General features: G+C 35.4%; 27 protein-coding genes and 1 rRNA gene. 5 read left to right on the forward strand and 23 right to left on the reverse strand.

Annotated features, from left to right (window positions below; genetic code table 11):
• The 4 genes from CWR45_RS11980 to CWR45_RS11995 form a co-directional block, all read right to left on the reverse strand.
• A 16S ribosomal RNA gene (locus tag CWR45_RS11980) occupies positions 1 to 70 on the reverse strand; the annotation flags it as partial.
• A gap of 500 nt (positions 71 to 570) precedes the next feature.
• The gene (locus tag CWR45_RS11985; protein WP_115750109.1) at positions 571 to 1437 is read right to left on the reverse strand and encodes a nucleotidyltransferase-like protein; all 867 of its coding nucleotides are present in this window, start codon (positions 1435 to 1437) and stop codon (positions 571 to 573) included.
• Between the two features lie 176 nt (positions 1438 to 1613).
• The gene (locus tag CWR45_RS11990) at positions 1614 to 2351 is read right to left on the reverse strand and encodes an HAD-IIB family hydrolase (RefSeq protein ID WP_170138851.1); all 738 of its coding nucleotides are present in this window, start codon (positions 2349 to 2351) and stop codon (positions 1614 to 1616) included.
• Positions 2314 to 3534, reverse strand: coding sequence for a glycosyltransferase (locus CWR45_RS11995; RefSeq protein ID WP_115750110.1), 1221 nt, complete (start codon positions 3532 to 3534; stop codon positions 2314 to 2316). Before CWR45_RS11995 ends, CWR45_RS11990 begins: the two co-directional genes overlap by 38 nt.
• A gap of 382 nt (positions 3535 to 3916) precedes the next feature.
• Between CWR45_RS11995 and CWR45_RS12000 the strand changes: the two genes are divergently transcribed.
• Entirely contained in the window at positions 3917 to 4300 is a 384-nt protein-coding gene (locus CWR45_RS12000) for a YgzB family protein (protein ID WP_115750111.1), read from the forward strand.
• Between the two features lie 102 nt (positions 4301 to 4402).
• Here the strand turns inward: CWR45_RS12000 and perR are convergent, their stop codons facing one another.
• From perR to CWR45_RS12065, 13 genes are all read right to left on the reverse strand, one after another.
• A complete protein-coding gene (gene perR, locus CWR45_RS12005; protein ID WP_425453623.1) occupies positions 4403 to 4852 on the reverse strand; it encodes a peroxide-responsive transcriptional repressor PerR in 450 nt (149 codons plus the stop codon).
• Between the two features lie 125 nt (positions 4853 to 4977).
• On the reverse strand, positions 4978 to 5535 hold the full coding sequence (locus tag CWR45_RS12010) for a cob(I)yrinic acid a,c-diamide adenosyltransferase (protein WP_115750113.1): 558 nt from the start codon (positions 5533 to 5535) through the stop codon (positions 4978 to 4980).
• A 2-nt stretch (positions 5536 to 5537) separates the two neighbouring features.
• Positions 5538 to 6482 (reverse strand): D-2-hydroxyacid dehydrogenase, encoded by a 945-nt coding sequence (locus CWR45_RS12015; RefSeq protein WP_115750114.1) that lies wholly within the window; start codon positions 6480 to 6482, stop codon positions 5538 to 5540.
• A 57-nt stretch (positions 6483 to 6539) separates the two neighbouring features.
• Positions 6540 to 7187 carry a sugar transferase gene (locus tag CWR45_RS12020; RefSeq protein WP_245975416.1) on the reverse strand — a complete coding sequence of 216 codons (648 nt, stop codon included), beginning with the start codon at positions 7185 to 7187 and terminating at the stop codon, positions 6540 to 6542.
• A gap of 411 nt (positions 7188 to 7598) precedes the next feature.
• On the reverse strand, positions 7599 to 8387 hold the full coding sequence (locus tag CWR45_RS12025) for a lipid II flippase Amj family protein (RefSeq protein ID WP_115750149.1): 789 nt from the start codon (positions 8385 to 8387) through the stop codon (positions 7599 to 7601).
• Between the two features lie 183 nt (positions 8388 to 8570).
• A complete protein-coding gene (locus CWR45_RS12030) occupies positions 8571 to 8765 on the reverse strand; it encodes a hypothetical protein (RefSeq protein WP_115750116.1) in 195 nt (64 codons plus the stop codon).
• 175 nt (positions 8766 to 8940) lie between these two features.
• On the reverse strand, positions 8941 to 10305 hold the full coding sequence (locus tag CWR45_RS12035; RefSeq protein ID WP_115750117.1) for a DUF4179 domain-containing protein: 1365 nt from the start codon (positions 10303 to 10305) through the stop codon (positions 8941 to 8943).
• Positions 10274 to 10819, reverse strand: coding sequence for a sigma-70 family RNA polymerase sigma factor (locus CWR45_RS12040; RefSeq protein WP_115750118.1), 546 nt, complete (start codon positions 10817 to 10819; stop codon positions 10274 to 10276). The genes CWR45_RS12035 and CWR45_RS12040 overlap by 32 nt, the downstream gene beginning before the upstream one ends.
• Positions 10820 to 11055: 236 nt before the next feature.
• On the reverse strand, positions 11056 to 11412 hold the full coding sequence (locus tag CWR45_RS12045) for a hypothetical protein (RefSeq protein ID WP_115750119.1): 357 nt from the start codon (positions 11410 to 11412) through the stop codon (positions 11056 to 11058).
• Between the two features lie 381 nt (positions 11413 to 11793).
• Positions 11794 to 12084 (reverse strand): hypothetical protein, encoded by a 291-nt coding sequence (locus tag CWR45_RS12050; protein WP_115750120.1) that lies wholly within the window; start codon positions 12082 to 12084, stop codon positions 11794 to 11796.
• Positions 12085 to 12153: 69 nt separating this feature from the next.
• Positions 12154 to 12459 carry a hypothetical protein gene (locus CWR45_RS12055; protein WP_115750121.1) on the reverse strand — a complete coding sequence of 102 codons (306 nt, stop codon included), beginning with the start codon at positions 12457 to 12459 and terminating at the stop codon, positions 12154 to 12156.
• 440 nt (positions 12460 to 12899) lie between these two features.
• Positions 12900 to 13370 (reverse strand): thioredoxin-dependent thiol peroxidase, encoded by a 471-nt coding sequence (bcp, locus tag CWR45_RS12060; RefSeq protein ID WP_115750122.1) that lies wholly within the window; start codon positions 13368 to 13370, stop codon positions 12900 to 12902.
• 47 nt (positions 13371 to 13417) lie between these two features.
• The gene (locus CWR45_RS12065; RefSeq protein ID WP_115750123.1) at positions 13418 to 13855 is read right to left on the reverse strand and encodes a potassium channel family protein; all 438 of its coding nucleotides are present in this window, start codon (positions 13853 to 13855) and stop codon (positions 13418 to 13420) included.
• 484 nt (positions 13856 to 14339) lie between these two features.
• Here CWR45_RS12065 and CWR45_RS12070 point away from each other — a divergent pair, with 484 nt between their 5' ends.
• Positions 14340 to 15635 (forward strand): glutamate-1-semialdehyde 2,1-aminomutase, encoded by a 1296-nt coding sequence (locus CWR45_RS12070; RefSeq protein WP_115750124.1) that lies wholly within the window; start codon positions 14340 to 14342, stop codon positions 15633 to 15635.
• Positions 15636 to 15704: 69 nt separating this feature from the next.
• Here the strand turns inward: CWR45_RS12070 and CWR45_RS12075 are convergent, their stop codons facing one another.
• From CWR45_RS12075 to mutY, 4 genes are all read right to left on the reverse strand, one after another.
• Positions 15705 to 17459, reverse strand: a complete 1755-nt coding sequence (locus CWR45_RS12075) for an ABC transporter ATP-binding protein (protein WP_115750125.1) — start codon at positions 17457 to 17459, stop codon at positions 15705 to 15707.
• Positions 17460 to 17652: 193 nt separating this feature from the next.
• Positions 17653 to 18180: a nucleoside tri-diphosphate phosphatase gene (ntdP, locus tag CWR45_RS12080; RefSeq protein WP_115750126.1), complete on the reverse strand. Its 528-nt coding sequence runs from the start codon at positions 18178 to 18180 to the stop codon at positions 17653 to 17655.
• A gap of 179 nt (positions 18181 to 18359) precedes the next feature.
• Complete coding sequence (locus CWR45_RS12085; protein ID WP_115750127.1) at positions 18360 to 18530, reverse strand: gamma-type small acid-soluble spore protein; 171 nt, start codon at positions 18528 to 18530, stop codon at positions 18360 to 18362.
• Positions 18531 to 18652: 122 nt separating this feature from the next.
• Positions 18653 to 19726 (reverse strand): A/G-specific adenine glycosylase, encoded by a 1074-nt coding sequence (mutY, locus tag CWR45_RS12090; RefSeq protein WP_115750128.1) that lies wholly within the window; start codon positions 19724 to 19726, stop codon positions 18653 to 18655.
• Positions 19727 to 19904: 178 nt separating this feature from the next.
• On the opposite strand from mutY, the gene CWR45_RS12095 reads away from it, so the two are divergent.
• Positions 19905 to 20891: a metal-dependent hydrolase gene (locus CWR45_RS12095; RefSeq protein WP_115750129.1), complete on the forward strand. Its 987-nt coding sequence runs from the start codon at positions 19905 to 19907 to the stop codon at positions 20889 to 20891.
• A gap of 100 nt (positions 20892 to 20991) precedes the next feature.
• On the opposite strand, the gene CWR45_RS12100 is transcribed toward CWR45_RS12095, so the two are convergent.
• Both CWR45_RS12100 and recX read right to left on the reverse strand, forming a co-directional pair.
• The gene (locus tag CWR45_RS12100; RefSeq protein ID WP_115750130.1) at positions 20992 to 21324 is read right to left on the reverse strand and encodes a YfhH family protein; all 333 of its coding nucleotides are present in this window, start codon (positions 21322 to 21324) and stop codon (positions 20992 to 20994) included.
• A 30-nt stretch (positions 21325 to 21354) separates the two neighbouring features.
• Entirely contained in the window at positions 21355 to 22179 is an 825-nt protein-coding gene (recX, locus tag CWR45_RS12105; RefSeq protein ID WP_115750131.1) for a recombination regulator RecX, read from the reverse strand.
• A gap of 516 nt (positions 22180 to 22695) precedes the next feature.
• Between recX and CWR45_RS12110 the strand changes: the two genes are divergently transcribed.
• Both CWR45_RS12110 and CWR45_RS12115 read left to right on the forward strand, forming a co-directional pair.
• Positions 22696 to 23253: a GNAT family N-acetyltransferase gene (locus tag CWR45_RS12110; RefSeq protein WP_115750132.1), complete on the forward strand. Its 558-nt coding sequence runs from the start codon at positions 22696 to 22698 to the stop codon at positions 23251 to 23253.
• Between the two features lie 563 nt (positions 23254 to 23816).
• Positions 23817 to 23945 carry a YfhE family protein gene (locus CWR45_RS12115; RefSeq protein ID WP_115750133.1) on the forward strand — a complete coding sequence of 43 codons (129 nt, stop codon included), beginning with the start codon at positions 23817 to 23819 and terminating at the stop codon, positions 23943 to 23945.
• The last annotated feature ends 49 nt before the right edge of the window (positions 23946 to 23994 follow it).

A 23994-nucleotide genomic window follows, 5' to 3' on the forward strand; every position in this document is an offset into this window, starting at 1 on the left:
TGCGCTCGACTTGCATGTATTAGGCACGCCGCCAGCGTTCGTCCTGAGCCAAGATCAAACTCTCCAATAAAGTGTTTGAAATAAAATTGACACCAATCAATTCCATAAGTCTCAAGCTTTAAGAAGTGTTAACTTCTTTTTTTGTTGAAAAGAAAACAAGTTTCTCTTCATTGACATACTGGTTGTTTTGTTCAGTTTTCAAAGAGCAAATTTTATTGTCACTTCGTAAAGCAGCGACTTTATTAATGTAACACACTTGTAATTAAAATGTCAACAAGTTTTTTCTTTTGCTTTTTGTCGTTAAGTTGTTTCGTTTCAGCGACGTTTATTAATGTACCATGGTTAATTTATTTCGTCAACGATTTTTATAAAAAAATTAAACAGTTATTTTCTGAAGGAACACTTTGAAATTTTTCTTCTTATTATATAGTCTGTAACAACGAAAATAATTTATTAATCAATAAAGCGCATAATCCAGTTTAATTAATTTAATTGAAATCGGATTATCGCGCCCGTATTTGATTGAAATATTATATTGTACTTTATGCTGATATATAATATGGTGATTATTTAGTTCTTAATTTTATATTTACGCTGATATATATCAATTCCTTTTGTCGGTTCGAGAACAATTTCAATTATTTCTTTTTCAGCAAGGTAAGAAATGACTGCAGCTAAATCTAACCTATACGGTCTCGTTTCCTCGTTCGTTAACTCTGCAAATGACCATGCTGAATCTTTCGTTTGCATAATCTTTAATAAATGATTTACTGAAACCTTCGCCCGGTTGCTAATAACGTACTCCATTGCAAGTATCATTAATTCTACCTTCTTAGTAATCTCCTCATTGCTTTCGATAAATTCTTCATATAATTTATATACCTCTAGATCTATTTTCTTCACTTGACTCCATACGGTTACTTCCGGGTAATAACCTTTTTCAATTACAGCTAATCTGGCTAAATGAAGGAGCGAATTCATAATTTTACTATGGGCATCTTTAAAATCCCCCACTTCAAAAAGATTTTTAGCCTCGGAATAACTCTTGATTAGCTTGCCAAATTCAATTGCTTTTCGCAGGTCCCTCTTTGTATTTGGAAATTCTCTAAGCTGATTTCTTAAATTATTCATATATTCATTTCGGTCAAAGACGATTTGTCCTTCGATAATCCACTCAACAGCTGTTCGATAACCGCTCGTATCAATCCAATTCATTAATATGTCTTCTCTTACTATATGTAATGCCGCTGTCTTTCCTTCAAATTCATAGTGCTTTACTTGCCAAGCTTGATCTACATCCGTCACAATGATTATCATAATGATATCAAAGCTATCCGTTAAAGAGCTATGTTGTGATGTTTTTTCTATCATCGCTATTCCTTTTGTATTCTGATTGCTTGCACGCTCTTGATAAATCGGTCTTAGGAAATTTTCCACTACTCGATTTCCTCCATTCCTGTCATTACTGCTACAATAAAGTTTCTTACAATAATACCATTTCGATATACTTATACAAAATACCTTTTTATCACACAAAATAATTTTAGAGCAGAAAAGAGTATTTAGCTCCTTCTGCTCTAATTATATATTGTATTATTTAGTATTGAAATATTTTAAAACTGTTTTGCCATTTCCCCATAAAAATGTAACCATGCTTCGTGAATACCTCCCGCACAATCCTTTGTGGCATGAAATATTTTAGGATTCTCTTTACATTCTGCGAGTTCCTTTTGAGCATTTGCTACGATAACGGAAGGATAACCTAAAGTAAGCATATCCAAGTCGTTTCCAGAGTCACCTGCCACGAGTATTTTCGTTTCTATTCCGGCATATTTCTCAACAACATAATGGAGCGCCTGCCCCTTACCACTCCCTTTTGGAAGGATATCAATGTCACGCCCTGAACTATAGATGAACTTATGTGTGATACCAGCTTCATCCAAAGCTAGCTTAAAATCCTCTACAGCTTCCGGATCATCTTTCACTTCAAATGATACACGTCTGTCATCCGGCAACTGTTGCAAAGAAATGCTTGGAAATCGTGATGCAACCTCCCGAATAGCTTCGGGCTCCCAGTTTCTCTTCATCATCCCTTCCCATTCTTTATCCAAATCCATCTCACTTCCGGTATAGATACTTGTCCCAACATCTGTCACAAGTACCGTTGGTTTCGGTAGTCCTTCAGATTGGATAAGTGATAATGCGGAACTCCGATACCTCCCAGTTATATAAACAAGATTTACTTCATATGGCAATCCCTCATAATAACCAATTAATTCTTTTAATGCGGTTGGATCACCAACGAGCGTTCCATCAAGATCTGTCGCTAACAAATGCGTAATCATGAACATGCATCAACTCCTCGTACGCCTGATCAATTTCTTTAGCAATGGTTGTCCAATTAAATATATGATTTGCACGTTCAGCGGCCTGCTTACCAAGCCTTCTTGCTAGTAATTTATCACGAGATATTTTCTTCATCACTTTAAATAATTTTGTAGCATTCTTTGGTTCTGTATGAAGACCAGATATTCCATCTGCAACTACATCATTCAATCCACCAACACTTGATGCAATCACTGGCGTTCCGCATGCCTGCGCCTCCGCAGCGACCATTCCAAATGATTCATAATAAGATGGGACAATAACTGCAGTGGATTCATTAAATAATTCTGCAAGTTCCTCCTGTGTTTTCGGTCCTAGGAAATCAACATTGTTCTCTATTCCATTAATAGCCTTTCTCAATTCCTCTTTAACTGGCATGTGGGTAGCTGGATCAAAATCACTTTCGTCTCCACCGGCAATAATTAACCTTGCCTGCTTATCAGATTCCTTGCTAAGTAATTTAAAAGCATCAAGCAGTGTATAAATTCCTTTTGTCTCCTCAAGTCTACCTGCAAATGAGAAAGTTGGGAGATATTGACGTCTTTTCTTTTCATATGGATGGAATGCACTGTCTACTCCAATTGCGGCAACTTCCACTTTAGCTTTTGAACCTGCAAAGCTATGAATTAATTCTTTTTCATTTTGGGTTGTTGCAATTACGCAGTCAGCCTTTCTAAGAATCGCCTTCTCAGCTTCCATACGCTTCGTCTCCTCTTTCCCTGTTGCCTTCTTCTTGGCAATACCTAGTGAGTGAGATGTATGAACAATCGGGATATTATAGCTTCTCTTAACAAATAAAGCTAGTAAACCAGAGAGCCAGTAATTAGAGTGAATAATATTATATGTGTGAAGTGGTAATGTATCTTTCATCTCTTGAAAGAATGCAGGTAATAGAGGATACATATCATTTTTTGCAATATAGCCTTTGTGACCAGCTGCAATTCGAATTACTCGGCAATTTTTTCCGAATTTCTCGATATGTGGGGCTTCCGGATTACTCCAATGGGTAACTACATCTATATTGACTCCTCTTTTCTCAAGAGCGAGAGCAAGCTGTTTTACATAATTATTTTGACCACCTGATTGTTTTCCACCTAACTTTGCAAGCGGGTCGCCATGATCAGAGATGAATAGAACTTTCTTTTCCATGTTTATGTCCTCTCCTTTAATTGTGGAATCTTTCTAGTTGGTTGTTATAGTATGTATTCCCCCGCTTTGTTCTTTCATAAACATTGAACCTATCTGCGCTAACTGGAAAAGAGGGCAGTTTGGATTTGGGTATATTGATTCTATTACTGATAGGACGACAGTTTTTGTGTAGAAAGTCTAAACAAAAAGGTGTTAAACTTTTGATAGAATAAGTACTCTTATAAATGAGTGATTTGTTTACAAAATTCCCCAACATTTTCTCAATTGATGCAAATATTTACGAAATCAGCTGACTGAAACATCCTGGGATAAATTTGATTGCAAATAAACAAAATATTAGCGAAATATGCTATACTACAAGGGAATAATAAGGAGGAAGAACATGGCTGAGCAGAGGTTAGTCTATTCGAGTAAGATAAATAAAATACGATCTTTTGCATTAATTTTAGTTTTTGCTGGAATTCTGTTAATGTACGTAGGGCTCTTAACTAGAAAAGTGGAATGGTTAATGGTGATATTTTTTATTTTGGGAGTATTGATGGTACTGCTTAGTTGTGTTGTTTACGTATGGATTGGCTCGCTTTCCTTAAAGGCTGTGCCTGTAATTTGTCCAAGCTGCGATAAGCATACGAAAATGCTAGGGCGTGTTGATGCTTGTATGCATTGTAAACAGCCATTAACGATGGATAAGAGTTTAGAGGGTAAGGAATTCGATGAGAAATATAATACCCGTCGCTATGCAAAAGGCAAGGATGCTATAAAATAAGATTGAAACTGAAGATTATTACATAAATAGGACTTTTCCTAAGTGAGACTATTGATAAGCCTATCAAAAAAATCCAAATGCAACTTTCTGCATTTGGATTTTTTAATGTTTTGCTGTTGCAACATGTTTACAATCGTCACATGTTCCATAAATTTCTAAGCGATGATGGCTGACATTAAATCCTGTCACTTGCTCTGCTAAAGACTCTACTTCATGTAAGGATGGATATTGGAAATCAACAATCTTTCCGCATTCGTTGCATATGATGTGATAATGCTCTGTCGTATTACAATCAAATCTGCTTGATGCATCACCATATGTTAACTCACGAACAAGACCTACTTCCCGCAATACACGTAGATTATTATAGACTGTAGCTACACTCATATTTGGGAATTTACTTTCCAATGCTTTATATATTTCATCCGCAGTTGGATGAACCATAGAAGTTAGAAGATATTCAAGAACAGCATGACGTTGTGGCGTGATCCGAACGCCTGATTCCTTTAATGTATCAATCGCTTGACGTAAACGCTTTTCAGACACGGTCATCCACCTCTCTTTCAATATTTATTCAAATCTAACAATATTATCAGTTTATAATCTTTATAATTAGTGTACCTTCATTAGTAGCATTCTGTCAATAATAGTACTTTTCCAGAAGTTGTAAACAGCAATTATATATCAACGATTAACGGTTTTTCATCGCCACTTAGATTTTTGTTTACAAACCTTGCAGCAACGAATAGAAAATCTGACAAGCGATTTAAATACGGACAGACAAGGGAATTCTCTAGCTCTTCCCCTAAAGAAACCGCAGTTCGTTCGGCTCTCCTCACTATTGTCCTTGCCATATGAAGGGAACTTGACGCACGATGTCCCGATGGCAAAATAAAATTCTTTAATGGCTCTAATTGGGCATCCCATTCATCAATTTGATCTTCTAATTCTTGTATATGCTCCTGTTTGAGTTTCCATGTTACTTCTTTATCTTTTGGTGTAGCGAGTTCTGATCCTGCATGGAAAATAATCGTCTGGACGCGGTGCATTTTCTCTTGAAACTCCGCCTTTCCATCCCAATCTACATCATCAAGAAAGCTTAATGCCAGGCCAATCATTGAATTTGCTTCATCACATATACCATATGCTTCTACACGCAAGTCGTTTTTCGGAACACGTTCCCCATAAATTAGTGATGTTTTTCCTTTATCACCTGAACGAGTATAAATCCGCAATTTTAATACCCCCTATTAGGATCGATAACATTAATATACTCACCTTGACCTGTTACATATGTTTGTAAATTTGTAGTAAATATTTCCAATGCCCTAGGTACGTAATTTGGCGACATTGCTGAAATATGTGGCGTTATCGTTATCTTCTCTTCTTCCCAGAAGGCATGACCCGTTGGTAATGGTTCTTCATTGAATACATCTAAAACAGCATGAGCAATTTCATTATCTTTAATCGCTTGCAATAAATCCTCGTCAATAACAGCATCGCCGCGTCCCATATTTAAAAAGACAGCATGATTCGGTAGCGCTTTAAATTGCTTAGACGCAAAAATCCCCTTTGTATCGTCTGTACTCGGAAGCACCGATACAACAAAGTCTACATTAGGAAGCAGCTGGTCTAAATCATCAATTGGATAATTTTCATCGAAGTTTTCTACCTTTCGACCACTTCTTGATATTCCGATGGTTTTCATTTGAAAAGCTTTTGCAAGTCGAGCAACTTCTTCACCAATTGCTCCCGTACCTGCAATCAACATCGTTTTTCCAGTTATTTCTTGCATGCGAACAGACTTATCCCACTTATGGTTAATTTCATTTGTACGGACCACATTACTTTGACGATATACTTGTAAAAGCATGGAAATTGCATATTCAGCCATTTGAATCTTGTGAATGCCCCTTGAGTTTGTAAACAAAATTCCCTTTTCTTTCATCAATTGAAAAGGTGAACCTTCAACACCTGCTGAAAGACTCGCAACCCATTTAAGATTTATTGCTTCTGTAATCAGATTTGTATTTACATCGTCCCCGTATGTAACGAAAACTTCAGCATCACTAATATAATTTGTTATATCATCCGGATTACTGAAAACAAATTGTTGATGTGGAAATTGCTGTTTTAGCGCATCTTGATACTTCCCGGATATCTTTGCAGAAAATAAGATCATCGAATTCCCTCCTATTACTAATATCCTAATAGTATCGGAATTCTATCTAATTGAAAACTAGAAAGATTTAGGATTATTCTTAAAAAATTTTTTAAGCGCTTGCAATAGTAGGATCAAGTCCAATTTATACGAACAGTTTTCGATATAAAATTGATCTGCATTCTTCCTAAATTGTTCACTAGACTCCTTATTTCCAAATACTTGAGCATATCCTGTAATACCCGGTTTTACTTGTAACCGATTGAGACTAGATTTATACCCCTCTATTATATTAGGCGTTGGTCCAACAAGACTCATTTCTCCCTTTAAAACATTCCATAGTCGTGGAAGCATATATAGATGATATCGTTTTAGCCATATGCCAGTTGGTGTGAGGATACATGATGATGTGCTTCTTGATGAATATACTGCTAGTTCGGGATTTAAAGGTATTGAGCGAATGACCATCGATGGATTCGTCATTATTCGGAAGCTATACATAATGAAAGAATCTCCTCCTTTGCCAATACATGTATTTCTATCAAAAATAGGTGCCCCTTCTTTTTTTTGTAATCGATAACTGATAAACCATAGTAAAGGGGAAAATAGTAATAGCAAGGAAAAGCTAATAACAATATCAGTAACTCGTTTGATCACAACATACGTAACTTTACGTTTTCTAGTAGATAATCTAGCTTCAACTCTAGAACGAACAAGCTCTTGCATTTCCAATTAAATCACCCCATTTTAGAAAGTAGTAATGCTAGTACTACATCTTATTCTTCAATGAGTCGCTATATTACTTTTCATAAAAAAACAGCCCAATTTGGATAACAGGTTCGGTTTTGAATCACAAAATATGAAAAGGTAAATGAAATAGAGGTACTATTCGTAAATGAATAAATACCTCTATTTTTATTAATTTATCATGGTTAAAAAGTAATCGGTAATGGAATTAGCAATATAAAGATCAGCCAATTTAGATAGAAAAAGGATACAATTATAGCTTAGTTAATCAAGTTATTATTAATTCATTATTGTTTTGCTGATTCAACTAACGCACCAATTAGTGTAAGTACATTTCTTCACAAGTCCCCTTCAGTTATCTTAGGTTCGCTAAAATATGTATTTTCTTAACTACACAATGTACTGAGTAAACCAAGCAATATACTTCGCACCTGGAATGAATAACACTTGTGCTAACAATGTTCCTAATAATCTTGATGTCACCATCATAATAGATGCACTTTTTAAACTAACATAGCTTCCCTTTTGGTTAATCACATCATCTGCAAGGATTGAAATTTTAGGGTCAATAAAGACAATGAGTAAGATTGTGGCTACACCATTAATTAAACCCGATGCCATTACAGCTGTTGTCGCTCGCTCAGGTGCAAGCAATGCTGCATATAGTGCTGATAATACTCCTATTGTATAAATAGCTGTAATCAGCATATTAGTGCAAAATAATTTGATCGGTATATCTCGCCAGTTCATATCTTTTAAATAAGAATACCTCGGTAAATGAATATGCTTTTTTGCACGTTTTAAGAAAGGTATAGTAAGCCCTTTTTTTAATAACGCAGGAATAGACCCACGTTCTTCTGCTAAATGAATGATTGCCCTCGAAAAAATAGCAATAAATGTCGGTAACAAAAGTAGACCAATAATTGTTCCTAATGTTGCAGAAGCAATTAGAATTCGATATTGACCAGCAACGAATTCTAAAGCATTTTCTTTTGGTGCATTATCTATCAAACTTCCTGTAAAAGGCTGTTGCATCATATTCGCTAATCTTGAAACCATTACCATCACGTTAAATAGGGAAAGAGCCGATGCTAATAGTTTCACCCTTGCACCTGATAAACGTACGGAATATGCTAAAGTTTCGATTGAATGAATGATTAAGATAAATAATGCAATCATTATTAATTGTGTTGTGATATATTCCAAAGGCATTACCTACTCTATTTTTATTTGATTAACCAAACCTTAATTCTGTGTTAGCTAAAGATCTTTTGTAAATCCATAATAGCATAACATTCCAATTCCTTTACCAAAATAATAGACAATCAATTCAATGATTGCCTAGTTTAACTAAAGCACTCGTTACTTGAATAAGACATCATCTGTTTTACTATTTTTCTTAGTAATAAATAACCTAATCAATAATAAATTAATGCCTATAATTCCTCCGGTAAATTCCGCAATGTAGAAATCCCCATCTCGAAAAAGACGAATAAGAAACCCTCCGCCAAAAATAATGGTTAAAGATATGCCTAAAGACATTAACCAATATTTCACTCAATCATCCCCTATTTCCCATTTTTATATCGCACCAATTAGCTTCAGTGTAATCATTCACAAAACCACTAAACCTTACTTTAGCTAATTAATGATACCCCCCTTAAATTTAAACACTGTATTCTAAGAATGGCAACCATCATTGAATTATGGTTGCCTTTTAAAGATTTTCTATTTAATTCAAATCAATTTTAACTTTTTCAAACTCAACAGGAGTATTCGAACTCAATGTTCCTATATTAATTCTTATTACATAGTCCTTTAAGTTGAAATCATTAATTTTACTAATATCAAATGTGCTTGAAAAGCGTAAGTTATCTTTATTAATTACTTCAATGGAATGTTTTATCGACTCCTTATAAATATCTTTTTCTGATTCTTTAACCAGTATGAAATTATTACGAGCAAATTCGCTTAGAAACAAGAAGTCTTGGTTCATTTTGTTACCATTATTTATTTGAAAATCAAATGTAACACTCTTATCTTGAACGGTGATATTTTCGATTTCAACAGCTAAATCTTGCCTTGCAGCATTAATTTCAACAGGAGTTGCATCATCTAATTTAACAAAATAATCAGGTTCACTTAATACTACTTTAGGCAGAACCTCTATATAACTCGTTTTCCCATTAAGTGACTCCGGAATAATACTCCTGCCGTTAACAATAACTTTATTATTTTCTTCGATAGTTCCTAGGTCCATTCCATCTGTAGATATATGGATTTCTCTACCTTGGTCATCATAAGCCTCTAGTCGTACTTGATCATATTTCCCTTCAATCGGAAAAGTAGCTGAATAGTTAATTGCAGTTGATGCTTTACCTTCTATAACTGAATCGAAATGAACATTTATTTCTGCATCCTCATTTTTAGTTCCTTTATCAACATTTACTGTCTCATATGGTAATTGGTTTATAGGTACATCAAAACTCCAACTTCCTTCCTTTTCACCTATCCTCTTAAATTCAAGTGGGAAAGAAGTTTCTGGAGGTAATTCTGTTTTTGGATAGCTTAATTGTATATGCCCTATATAGCCATTATCTGACGGCTCCATGTATACTACTTCTTTACTGTCAGAAATGTTATCTTTACCATCAAATATTTTATAAAACCCTTGGATTCTACCATCTTCATCTGTTCTTACATCTCCATTTACAGAAAAAGTAACACCTACAACAGCTCCATCATAATATGCATTTGTAATCGTTACATCTACACCTTTATAACTGGAAGTTTTATTCAACTCTGTTATCAAATCTTGAGACTGTAAACTTCTACCTACAGCATCATTAAAAGCAGTATACACATTTCCTAACAAGGGTACTTCTGCCATTACATGGGATAGTGAAGGAGAAATGAAACTCGAAGACACAATGATAGCTGCAGCCGCAACAGTCGACCATACAAACTTTATTGGAACTATTTTATTTTTATGTATATCTTGACTAGCACGTTCCTTTCCAGTCCTTATAGCATCTAAAACTTCATCCTTAGGTACTTCAATCTCCTCATATACTTCTCGCAGTGATTTTCTCTCCATTATTGTTCAATCCTCCTAACAATTCTTTTAATCGTTTTTTCCCTCTACTCAAATAAGTTTTCACCGTATTTTCAGGTATGTTCATTACTTTAGCTACTTCACTTATAGGTAGATCGTGAAAATAAAAAAGAATAATTGCATTTTTATGTTTTTCATTCAGCCTATTTATTCCCTCTAATAAGTCTATGTTCTCTACTCTTTTCTCCCTTCTATCTCCTGTAAACTCGACCATATTGTTTAAAGGTAATTCATTCTTTCTCTTTTTTAACACATCATACGAACAGTTTATAAGTATTTTTGTTAGCCAAGTTAAAAAGAACTTTTCATTTTTTAATTGTCCAATCGATAAAAAGGCTCTGTAAGATGTCTCTTGGACAACATCCAGAGCATCTTCACGATTACGAACATATAAGTAGGCGCTACGGTACAATTGGTCCCTGTGTAAAACAAGAAGTTCCTCTAAACATTCCTTGTTTCCCTTTATCGCCTTTTTAATCAGTTTAAGTTCATTCATCAAATTGACCTCCTTTCTGCTTATTAGAGTGAAATTACTTTAAAAAAGTTTCAACATTTTTCCACTCTACTGCTGTATTACCACAAAAAGCGACTGCTCTATTGAACCACCCGTTTGTTTAATAACTATCCATTTCGCTCTTTAAGTAGAATTTTTCCAGAATAAAAAGGCAATCAAATTTAATGATTACCTTGTTTAATAATCGCACCAGTTAGCGATATAAGAGTTTAAGATTTTCACTTAAAATATGGCACCTTTTTAATTGTCAACAAATGCCCTTCCTCTAATAAAAGCTGTTTTGGATTGACAATCTCGTGAAGCAATATTTTGGATTCTTCTCGTACTTTCAGTTCAACTTTATTCGAATTTATTAAGTTAGCTATTTGCACAGTACAAACTTTAAAAGGTACAGTGTGATTACGAATATACTGTAATAGTTCTCGTAACTCACATTCTTTTTCTAAACCATTCATTATTTCTAATTGAACTGGATAATCGAATCCAGGAATAATTTCGTCTGTTTCCAAGTAATCAATTGACCCATTACCTAACTCCATTTTCTTGTCCGATGCTAAATAATAGTAATGAGTCATTTTTTCACCTCGCTTCTGTAAATATAACTATTGCACCAGTTTGTTTAGGTCGTTTTTTCAAGGTTTATCGATGTTGAAGTTGATGGTCAAAATCAAAATACGACCCTTATTTTTTACTCCTTCTAGAAAAACAAATGAATGGAATAATAATAACAAAAGGCAAACCAATAATTAAAAATGCAAAGGTATATAATAAGCACTACTATCATAAATACCTATATCAGTTGCTACTCCCAAAAAAGCTGCATCGGATATAATTCTAGCAAAAAATATCATTACAAACCCACTTATAGTCAAAGAAAGCCCAAAATTAAAAGCTTTATATTTAAAAACAATACATCATTGAATGCATCGCCTTTCTTTCAGGAATGCACCATTTACTTAAATAAAAGCTAACATAAAAATAATAATGACAGCTACAGGAAGTATAATAAAAAACCAATTCAAACCCTGTAAAACCCATATCAAAACCCTATTCGTATCTGCTAAATATTTTCTAATATAAAAGAAAGAAATCAAACCAAATACAGGTGTTAATAACTTAAATCCTCCCCCGTAGTTTGGTTCTGAGGCATCTATTAACTCCTCCACTGTAAAGGAAAATAAGATTATATTAATGAGCAATAGTAACAATGGAATCCATAATTTTAATTTACTTAATTTTTGAGTCATTATATTCCTCCTATTAAATCTGCAACAAAGGGTGCTTCTCCTTCTTTGATGATCGCACAGTTAATGCAATTAGAACTGAGCTTCTATCATGTTGCGTAGGAATGGCGAAACAATCCCCATGACTAACAAAGCGATGGCGACGTAAAGGATGGTTCCGGCTAATGGTAGAATCCATTTTTTCTTCTTGTATTGAAACCAGTAATTAACTGCCCACATGACGAGCAGGAAAACTGTATGACCGAATCTAAACATGTCACCGATGGGGTCTTGGGCTGGGCTAATATTTACCACAGAAAAAAACACGAGAAAACCTATAGCCCCCAATAGGATTAAATTGACAACATGCACGACAATATTATAAGAATCGTTATTCATTAAATCTCCACCCCGACCATTTATAGTTCACAATCTCAATTTATAATAACATTTTATCAAACTTTTATATAAATTATCGTTCTTTCTTATAGAGAATCAAACATTATTTCAAAGCCAGATGATAAAACAACGAACAAATCGTTAGTAAAGGATCCTCATTTCTACTCCTCTTCCCATCTGAGTTAAACAAACAATGCTTATTGCACTAACCTCCCCCCTTTAATTTAATAACTGAAATTTCATAATTACCTATATCCAATTTAACATAAGTAACTAAAAACCGAACTCTTCTACAATCTTACTACCAAAAAAGGTGTGGTTATATAGTTATTTACTATGCTAAAAGGGATGCTAATAGCACCCCTTTTATTGATGTTTATTTACTTTTTGCACTCCAAAACCGGACCCGTTACAATTTGGACTGTTTTTTCCTTCAATACTTATGCTAGATTCTCGCGAATGAATGCAAGAGCTTCTTCAACATGGCCTTCTACTTTAACTTTACGATATTCCTTCTGTAGCTTTCCTTCTTTATCGATAATAAACGTAGAACGCACGACGCCATAGTATTCTCTACCAAAATTATTTTTCAGCTGCCATACATCGAATTCTTCGGCAACCTTATGATTTTCATCTGCTAGCAGCAAAAATGGCAAGTCATACTTTCCAATAAACTTCTGATGACTGTCGGCTGGGTCTGGACTTATCCCAATAATTACTGCATCAAGCCCCAGAAAGCTTTCATGCTGGTCACGGAAGTCACATGCCTCAGTCGTGCATCCAGGTGTCATATCTTTCGGGTAAAAATAGAGTACAACATTTTTCCCTTTATAATCTGATAAGCTTACACTCTCACCATCTTGATTCGGTAAAGTGAAATCTTTTACTAGTTTACCAACTTCTACTGTCATATTGATTCCCTCCATCTAGTCAATACCGTCAGTCTATCATACTTGTATCATTTGTCTCTACTTCGTGAACCAATTTGAAATAATCGCATCACAAATGCAGTTGGTAAAATATAGCCAATCAAAGCTTCAATTAATGCTATCAATCTCCCAATACCTATTGGCGTAATATCACCATAGCCGATAGTAAGCATCGTTACTCCGCTGAAATAAATTGAATGGATGATTGAACCAAGGATACTAACTTGCCGAAGTTCTCCATCTTCTACTAGAATGATTCCTTGGAACGATAGGATAAAATAAATCATGCCAAAGCCCAAAATAACAAGGCTATACGTAATTAACAATACGATAAATAGTTCACCAGAAAATCGGCTATCTCTCATTTCCAAACGTACAGAGGATATTTCTCCTCGAATAAATGCACGAATACTAATATAAATAAGTATACAGACGATAACAAAGACAAACCAAGGAATAATATTCATCGCTATTCTCCTTTTAACTCCGATAAATACATTATATGCAACTATTCCTTGAAGCTTGTCTTTCTTTTTTCTGGGCTTATTATAATTGGTTGTCGATATAGATATAAACTCCGTACTAGTGTAATCTGCTAAGGGCTCTCAGACCGGTCGCTCCAGAAATACACTTCGCTTTCCGCGAGGAGCTGGTGTTGTGCGGTAACTAGAAATGGTAAACCTAATAATGATAGTAATTGATTTGGCGGAAGGAATGGAGACTCTTGTAAATAGAACTCCCATCCAGATTTTAATTACAATTTTTTCTGATCCGCAGTTTACACCAATTATTCATGACCATCCTTAGTCTGAAAAACAAAACAACACACTCTTATAAACAGCCTCATATACACATTTTAAAAATTAGCCCAATTAGCTATCCATCGTAATTTTTTCCTATTTTTGTTATATTAAGTAGTAGAGTTTTATTAATCTAGGAGGTTTTTAACAGATGAATTTTTCAAAATCTGAAGAACTACATAAAGAAGCACTTGAGCATATTGTTGGTGGTGTGAATTCACCATCACGTGCATATAAAGCAGTAGGCGGTGGATCGCCTGTATATATGGAACGCGGAGACGGAGCATACTTTTATGATGTCGATGGCAATAAATATATCGATTACTTAGCAGCATATGGCCCAATTATTACTGGATTTAATCATCCACATATTGCAGAAGCGATTAAACATGCTGCAACAAATGGTGTTTTGTATGGTACACCTACCCAATTAGAAAACAAATTTGCGAAAATGTTAAAAGAAGCAATCCCTTCTTTAGAAAAGGTCCGTTTCAACAACTCAGGTACAGAAGCAGTAATGACAACTGTTCGCGTAGCACGTGCATACACTGGACGTACGAAAATCATTAAATTTGCAGGAAGCTATCACGGCCATTTCGATGCAGTATTAGTCCAAGCTGGTTCTGGTCCCTCCACTTTAGGTACACCGGATTCTGCTGGAGTTCCAGCATCAACTGCAGCTGATGTGATCACAGTTCCTTTCAACGATTTGGATGCATATAAAGAAGCTCTTGATAAATGGGGAGATCAAATTGCTGCAGTATTAGTTGAACCTATTGTAGGAAATTTCGGAATTGTTGAGCCACATGAAGGATTCCTTCAAGGTGTGAATGATTTAACTCACCAAGCTGGTGCACTCGTTATTTATGATGAAGTTATTACGGCTTTCCGCTTCACATACGGAAGTGCTCAACAGCTTTATGGCGTTGAGCCCGATATGACAGCAATGGGTAAAATTATTGGCGGCGGCTTACCAATTGGCGCATATGGTGGTCGTAAGGAAATCATGGAACAGGTTGCACCATTAGGGCCTGCATACCAAGCTGGTACAATGGCAGGAAATCCTGCTTCCATGGCAGCAGGTATCGCTTGCTTAGAAGTACTTGCCGGGGAAGGCGTCTATGAAAAACTAGATCGTCTCGGGGAGAAATTAGAAAAGGGTATTTTAGAAAAAGCATTAGTGCACGGTATTTCCATTACTGTTAATCGCCTTCGTGGTGCACTTACCGTATTCTTTGGTGAAGGAACAATCACCAATTATGAGCAAGCAGAAGCAACAGATGGTGAAGCATTTGGTCGCTTCTTCAAATTAATGTTAAACCAAGGCATTAACTTAGCACCTTCTAAATATGAAGCGTGGTTCTTAACAACCGAACATACCGAAGCAGATATCGACCAAACGATAGATGCAGTCGGACATGCTTTTGAAGTAATGGCAGCTGAATAAACTAGATATAAAAGGGATCGTTCACCATGATGTGAACGATCCCTTTTTGTCTGTATAATCAATCCAGTTTTATTTTCCACCATCAAGATTCTGAACTTGATATAAATCATAATAGCTACCCTGTTTCTGCATTAATTCCTCATGTGAACCCAGCTCTGTTATTTCCCCATTTTCAATGACTACAATTCGGTCTGCATGGGTAATTGTTGCTAATCGGTGGGCAACAATAAACGTTGTACGATCGGATGCTAGCTTTTCTAATGTTTGCTGAATACTATGCTCACTTTCTAAATCAAGTGCAGAGGTTGCTTCATCAAATATCATAAGAGGTGGATTTTTCAAAAACACACGAGCAATTGCAATTCGTTGCTTTTGTCCTCCTGAAAGCTTCACACCACGTTCACCGACTAGAGTGTCGTATCCAAAGGCGAGTTTTTCAATAAATTGATGCGCATTTGCAGCTTTTGCTGCCTCCATAACTTCCTCATCTGTTGCTTCTGGATTTCCCATTCTTATATTTACCGCTATCGACTCACTGAATAAAATATTATCTTGAAGAACCATGCCGATATTACTTCGCAATGATCGAGCTTTAACATCACGAATATCCACTCCATCGATCTTAATCGAACCACTCGTTACATCATAGAACCTTGGGAGTAAGCTTATTAATGTTGATTTCCCTCCGCCGCTCATGCCGACAAAGGCAATCGTCTCGCCCTTTTTCACATCGAGAGAGACATCTTTCAGAATAAGCGCCTCATCTTCCGTGTATTTAAATGAAACATTTTCTATTTTCACAGCACCTTCCACACGGCCAAGCTCTATTGCATTTTCCTTATCGACAACATCATATTTTTCGTTCATAAATTCCATGACACGATCAATGGATGCAATCGATTGGACAAGCGTCGTTGAAGAGTTGATCAACCTTCTTAGTGGGCTGTATACTCTCTCCAAATAACCGATAAATGCAACCATTGTACCAATACTGACATTTAAATTAATTACTTGATATGCAGCAAAGGCAATTACAAGAAGCGGCGCTAAATCTGTAATCGTATTAGTTACTGCAAACGTCCTAGCGTTCCAATCGGTATGCTCGACGGATTTCTGTAAAAATTTATCATTCCTTTTTTTGAATTGACCTTGTTCATATTCTTCTAATGCAAAACTTCTCGTCACAGGGATTCCTTGTACTCGTTCATGTAAATGCCCTTGCACTTCCGCCAAAGCTTGCGATCTTTCCTTTGTCAATCGACGTAATCTACTAAAAAAGTACTTAATAGAAAAACCAAACAATGGGAATAAGATAATAGAAACAATCGTCAAGCTAACATCCATTGTTAGCATAATTCCAATTGCAATAAGAATTGTCACTAAATCCAACCATATATTCATTAAGCCAGTAATTACGAAGTTTTTCGTTTGTTCGACATCATTTATTACCCGGGAAATTATTTCGCCGGTTTTTGTCGAAGAATAGAATTTTAAGCTTAATTTTTGGATATGATCGAACAACCTATCCCTAATATCGTAAAGGATTTTATTTCCCACCCACTGTGCTAAATACTGTCGTATATATTCAATCGGTGGTCGTAGTACTAGAAAAACTAGAAACGAAATCCCCATTATCCAAAACAATTCATTTAACTTTTCAGAATCTGTCATCGCATCTGCGTTAATAATATTATCGATTACATATTTTAAAATCAACGGCATCAGCAGTGGTATTCCGAACTTAATAATTCCTACTAAAATTGTCCAGAAAATCCGCCATTTATACGGTTTTACGAACTTCATATATTGCTTTACACTACTCAAATATAACCTTCCTCTTTTTAAATTACTTTAGACTCGTATCTCTTCTTTTAGTATAGTATGATTACTAACAACTAATCTGGTTTTGCGATAGTGATTGCAGCGGTGGACAGGCCATAATATATCTCACCACTCTAATAACAATCATATAGAAAATCCCTGCTATTGTTAATAACAAGGATTAGGCTTCCTAGGTTTAGCGATAGGTCAGGAATCGCTCGTACCAGCTATCGACAAAATCAGGTGCAAATGGTCCTTTTCTTTGCCTTACAACTTTAATTAATTGTTCCATATTATTATGCAAAATCCTGTCCAATACTCGAGGGTAGTTCATTTCCCTCTTATGTTTATCATATTCGTCTTCATCTAAAATTTTATATGTCATATCAGGAAAAACTTTAAGATCTAAGTCATAATCAATATATTTTAGTGCCTCTTCATCATACACAAAGGGAGAACTAATATTACAGTAATAATGTATGCCGTCCTCGCGAATCATCGCAATGATATTAAACCAATACTTAGAATGAAAATAGCAAATTGCCGGTTCTCTAGTTATCCAGGTTCTTCCATCACTCTCAATTACTGGAGTTTTGTCATTCGCGCCAATCACGACCGTTTCGGTTCCTTTCAATACTATTGTATTTTCCCATATCCGATGAAGTTGCCCATTATGCTTATAGCTTTGGATCTGCATATTCAAACCCGCTTTTGGAGCAACCATCCAATCTTCCTTTCTATATAATTAATCCCAATAATAATCTTGCATTTATTATATAGGCAAAGATTGGAAATATAAAGGGAAACTACTTTAAATTGTATAGAAGATATTCATTTAAAGAGAAAAGAGCCTCCCTGTAATTAGGGAAACTCTTTTCTCTTTCATTATATAGACCTAGGTATTTACTTCTTTTTTGCTTGAGATTGCTGGTTTCGTCTTCTTACTTCTTGAGCGTCTGTCTCAGAAGCAAACTCTGTACCGTACTGTCCTTGTCCTTGGGCTGCTTGTTGGTTTTGTTGCTTCACATGTTGTACGCTCGTACCTGCAGCTGTTTTGTTAGCTTTTTTAGCCATCAATATCACCTCCGCAATAATTAATTTATCCAAATATTAATTTGTTATCCCTTTATTTTTAAAAAGATATCCATAAACGAAAAACAAGGCCTCATTAAATTTGAGAACCTTGTTTCCTATTATTATTCAGATAAATATTTCATCATTTTCTGATGAGATACAGGAAAGGGATATCCCTTTATTTCATGAATATTCACAAACCTTAATCTCTGATCTTCTGAAGCAACATTTATAGTTTCTGCTTCATATATTTCCAGCTGCCAGATGATATGGGAAAATACATGCTTCAGATTTCCTTTATGCTCCTTTATTTTTACTTTTAGACCATATTCACTGAATACCCAGTTTTCTAAATCCTTCCTGCCAACTTCATCAATTGGCACCATCGGAAACTGCCAGAGATTAGCTAATAACCCACTATCCTGCCGTTGCTCAATAACATATTCATTATTTTCGTTCTTTATTAATAATGCAATATAAGGGATTTTCTTTTGTTTTTTCGCTTTAGATTTAATTGGCAATTCATCCTGCACCCCGTCTGCATATGCCCTGCAATGTTCCTGAATTGGACAGAACGTACAAGCTGGTGCCTTAGGGGTACAGATGGATGAACCGAGATCCATGATTGCTTGATTAAATGAGGCAGGATCGTCCTTAGAAATGATTTCACGAACCTCTTTTTCAATTATATTTCTAGTTTTCACTTTGGCAATATCTTCTTCTATTTTTAATATCCGGGAGATTACACGCATGACATTACCATCTACTGCAGGCTCTGGCTGATTATATGCGATTGATAGAATAGCTCCCCTAGTATATGGGCCAATCCCCTTCAATGACCCTAGTTCCTTAGGGTTTGCGGGTACTACCCCACCATAAGATGCCACAACTTCTCTTACAGCTGTTTGTAAATTCTTAGCACGGGAATAGTATCCTAACCCTTCCCACGCTTTCAGTACTTCTTGTTCATCTGCTGCTGCTAAATCGTACACAGTTGGATACTTATCAATAAACCGATAAAAATAAGGGATAACGGTGTCGACCTTTGTTTGTTGAAGCATAATCTCTGACACCCAGACTTTATATGGATCTTGATCTTGTCGCCAAGGGAGATCTCGTTTATGTTGATAATACCAGGAAAGTAAATCTTGCTGGAATTGTTGTTTATTAAACTCAGTTAGAACTTCTTCATTCATAATTGCACTTCCTTTATGATACAATTAGATAAAACTTTTTTCTGGTATAAAATACTGTATAATATTCTTTAATAAAATAGCAGATAATATAAGCAATATAACATTGTACACTATTTCTGAAAATATTGTGCCTTTTGCCGTTCTGGCAGTAAAGGCATGTTCAAGGAGGACCCTGTGAATGGATACCGGAACACATATTGTAATGGGTATTGCACTAGGAGGACTTGCAACAATAGATCCAGTTGTACAAAGTGATCCAACATTGTTTCATGCAGTATTAGTTGGAACAATCATAGGTTCACATGCCCCAGACTTCGATACTATTTTCAAATTAAAAAGTAATGCCACCTATATAAGGCATCATCGTGGAATATCCCATTCCATTCCTGCAATTGTTTTGTGGGGACTGTTAATATCGGGAATTATTCACTTATTCGTACCTGAGGCAAGCTTCCTACATTTATGGCTTTGGACTGCATTAGCAGTTATTATCCACGTATTTGTAGATTTATTTAATGCTTATGGGACACAGGCCTTCCGTCCATTTTCAAATAATTGGATTGCCTTTGGCTTTATAAATACGTTTGATCCATACATTTTCTTACTGAATGTTGTTGGAATCTTTGCATGGGTATTAGGTGCTCATCCAGGTTATACTTGGATGACGATTTATTCTGTCATTGTTCTATATTACATCAAGCGATATATGGATAAAAGAGAAATCGTTAAGAAAATCAAAGAGTACTATCCAAATACACTAGCCATTGCAACATCACCAACACTGAAACAAAATTATTGGCGGGTCGCAATAACAACAGAAGATCGATTCTATGTTGGCACGGCAATAAATGGACATATTGAAATTCTTGATGAATACTCTAAGGTTCCATTACCTGACCTAACAATAATGGATGTCGCAAAGGAAGATAATAATATCGCATCATTTCTAAACTTCTCCCCCGTATATCGTTGGGAAATCAATGAATATGACCATTATACAGAAGTTCGTTTCATTGATTTACGATATCGTTCAAAAGAATACTACCCATTTGTTGCAGTTGTAAAAATCGATAAACATATGAATATTATGAGCTCCTATACAGGCTGGATTTTTTCCGAACATAAATTACAGCGTAAATTATTCGTTGAAGATTACCAAATATAAGTGAAACCGGCAAACCTATCAATAGGTCTGCCGGTTTTTTATAGCATTATGTTCCTTTGACAGGAGAATCCATGTCATACTGGTGCTTGCGCTTTTGTTCTTAACTAATTTTCTTCCCAAGTAATGATATTGGTAGTGCTTCAACATTCTCAAATACGTCACCAAGTAAATTGATTCGTTGACCCCATGCGAACACACCATTAATATAATTTATCTTAAACGTATATCCTGCTTCCATTTTTAATTCATAAACTTCTTCAACTTTGAACCCTTCAGGATTCATCGTATATGCCATTGCAACTTGCATTTTTCGTTCGTTAATTTGAACCTCCGAAACATTTCCTAGCTGCTCGGCCTTCTGCGCTTTTTCTTTTAATACCCCAATCTCCCGATATAACTGCTCAATAGAATAATCACTATATCGATAATTCATTTCCCTTCCCCCTTGTCTCTTTCTATCTTATCAATTATTCATTGACTCATCCATACTTTCATCTAAGAAGCGATTAATCAGTTCAATTGAGAAGCCCTTACGATATAAGCTTTCCTTTACTTTATTACGGAGTTCAAATCCCTCGAATTTCCTTCGATGCTTATTTACTAATTTCTCACCTTGAAAGACGATTGCATTCCATTCCTCATCTTCATCCTTCTCTTCATGAATTTCCGCCAGTGCATCTTTTATTACATCCTGGGTAAATCCTTTTTGAATTAATGTCACTTGCAGCTGCTGAATTTGCTTCTTGAAGGATTCCTTTTTCTTTAGATTTAGTTTCTTCTCCGCCCATTTTGAAATCTTTTCAAATTGAACCTCATACGGGTATGCTTGTACAGCCTCATTTGCAATACTAGCCACTACCCCTTTTTCAATGAGCTCCTTCTTAATTAACATCGGCCCTTTTGATGTTGTATTTATACGTGTACGAACGAACATCTCAGCAAATAACTTATCGTCAATTAGTTTATTTTCAAGCAATTTATTAATAATTTCTTTAATATGCTCGGCTTCTGTTTCTTTTTTAACTAAATAATCATAAACTTCTTTTTTCGTTCGCATCCGGAAGCTTAAAAAATGGATTGCTTGGTTATACGATTTATGTAAAGTATCTTTCTTTATTAGCAATGCAATCATCTCAGCATCAAGCTCGAGATTCTTTCGTAAATGGAATTCAATTAATACCGTTTCATCCACACTGAAGCCATACTTTTCACCTTTACCATCATCCAAATATATATTATAGCGATCCTTACTTTTCTTTTGTGTAGTGATTCGAGTGATCTTATGCAATTATTCCACCCCTTTCTCATAATATAACAGATAATAAGTACAAACGCCTGTCTCGGATGCAACACTGTTCTTCAACATGACGTAGTCAAATTTGTATATAATAGTTAAAATACTTTCATAGTCTACTTAGAAAGTAACATGAATTCAAACATTTAATCACCTCAGATAAACCTTCAACATACAATATTTTGTCTGAATTAAATGATGACTCAAATGCATTTTGTATGTAAAAAAAATTCTATAAAAATTAACAAAAAAATGATTCCCTTTTTGGAAAAAAAATTGTAGAATGATAGTATCAAAATACGAAAGAGATGAATTGAAACGTATCAGAGAAAACGAAGAATTAAATAGGGAAGGCAAATGGTGCGCCACCAGTATGTACTGGTTCTAGTGGGTTCGATTCCCACCCCGAATTTTTGTTGAAATCTATAATAAAAATTCGTGGGTGGGTCACTTACTAAATTCCTAATTGGAAATTTAGAATACCCGCCTGGAAATAAGGAGGGTATTTTTATGCTAAAAATGCGTGACTTACATGAGGTGCCAGTTCTATTTGAATTGATGACGCATCCAGATGTATTTCCCTATGTTAGACATAAAGCAGAAACAACAGATGAATTTTATTTCCTTACAAAAAAGACAATTGAAGCAGAGGCAAATGGCGAATTAATTTCACGTACGATATTAGACGAGTACTTGCAGCCGATTGGCACGATTAATTTATTTGATATTCAGGATAAGCACGGATTTTTAGCAACCTGGATTGGCCAGCCTTATTTCGGCAAAGGATACAATCGCCCTGCAAAGGATCAATTTTTCAATGAGTTATTCTTTTCCCATGATATTGAAGGGATTTTTATGAAAATCCGTAAGACAAATACTCGCTCACTTAAAGCAGTATTAAAACTTCCATATGTATCACTTGGAAATGAATTCTATCCTGAAGTTTATCAAGAGATTAATGCAAATGGTGATATTTATGATCTATTCGTCATTACAAAAGAACAATACTTGAGCTACCAGCAATTTAATGCTGAGCAAGTAGTTGCTACTGATGAAGAAGTATCGTAATCAATAATAAATATTGTAGACTGTCGGAAAACTTTCGGCAGTCTTTTTGATTGCAGTTGATACTTAAAGTTGATGTAGCGTGTGAACTAGTAAAAATGTTGGCTGTAGAGCTATAGGGAAGTTATAATTCAACTTAGAACTTTTATTTTACAAACAAGGTCTATAGTCTGCAGGATAAGCCTCTCTTTTATGTTAGATCTTGCACTTACCCAGCGGAGAAAATACACGAAGACTCCTCGAAAATAAAGGTCTATTTTCTTCGTGCGATGTAACGCTGCCGAAGCTTTCCTTGTCCTGCTGGAAGAAGAGCCTAGGTGATACTACGATGTGCGACAGCACAAGAAGGCTCAACAGCTCCCCGCGGAAAGCGTAGTGTATTTTCGGAGCGACTGGTCTGAGCTCTCTTCTCTCCAACTTAGTCGTACTCTATCTAAAGCCCCCCTCTTTTCCCACTGCACTGATCAAACTTCAACCTTATAAAGTAGTTTTTCGCAACTTCCCAATTCACCGTATAAAAATACTCAATTAGGAGATTCTATTTCTAAAATGGAAGGGATGATCAGATGAGCAAGTTCAAAGAAAATCGCCGGTTAAAATACTTATCCAAAACACAGGAAGTAAATTATCAAAAGGAATTTAAACGTGCAGATCGCATCTATGAACAATTATCACAAAGAGGCAGCCGCAGCTAAACCTGATAAACAATCGTATCCATTACATATGGATAATAAGTTTAAAAAA

Source organism: Oceanobacillus chungangensis (assembly GCF_003369565.1).
GTDB lineage: Bacteria > Bacillota > Bacilli > Bacillales > Amphibacillaceae > Oceanobacillus > Oceanobacillus chungangensis.